Origin of the sequence: Bordetella trematum, assembly GCF_900078335.1 — a bacterium.
GTDB lineage: Bacteria > Pseudomonadota > Gammaproteobacteria > Burkholderiales > Burkholderiaceae_B > Bordetella > Bordetella trematum.
In genome coordinates this window covers 135,473-136,136 of sequence record NZ_FKBR01000023.1, presented here as the reverse complement: position 1 = coordinate 136,136, position 664 = coordinate 135,473, and the positions used below count along the sequence as shown (strand labels likewise).

At 63.6% G+C, this 664-nt stretch carries 1 pseudogene; it reads right to left on the bottom strand.

The window, feature by feature from the left end:
- A pseudogene (locus A7V84_RS21490) lies at positions 1–664 on the bottom strand (hypothetical protein); the annotation flags it as partial.

Genomic DNA, 664 nt, shown 5'->3' with positions numbered 1-664 from the left:
CAGGATATCCAGCGAACCGCCGATATCCGTCTCCAGCAGGGTAATGCGGTCGTCGTCCTTGCCGGTCGTGATCCGCGTGGCCTTCGCCACCGAGACACGGGTCAGGTCAACGGTGTTGCTGCCGTCACCAGCGTCAATCATCAATTGACCCAGCAGGCCGCTGTCCACCAGCGTAATCGCATCCACGCCGGCACCGGTGGTGATGGACGTGTCGCCACCCACCGTCACCGTATCCAGGCTCACGGCGTTGGCACCGTCACCAGCTTCGATATCCAGCGAGCCGCCGATGTCGGTCTGCACCAGGGTGACGCTGTCGTTGCCCGCGCCAGAGCTGATGCGGGTCGCAGCGCCCACCGTTACTACGGTCAGGTCAACGACGTTGTCGCCCTCACCGGCCAGGATATCCAGCGAACCGCCGATATCCGTCTCCAGCAGGGTGATGCGGTCATCATCCTTGCCGGTCGTGATGCGCGTGGCCTTGGCCACCGAGACACGGGTCAGGTCAACGGTGTTGCTGCCGTCGCCGGCGTCAATCATCAATTGACCCAGCAGACCGCTGTCCACCAGCGTGATCACATCCACGCCAGCACCGGTGATGATGGACGTGTCGCCACCCACCGTCACCGTATCGAGACTCACGGTGTTGGCGCCATCACCGGCTTCG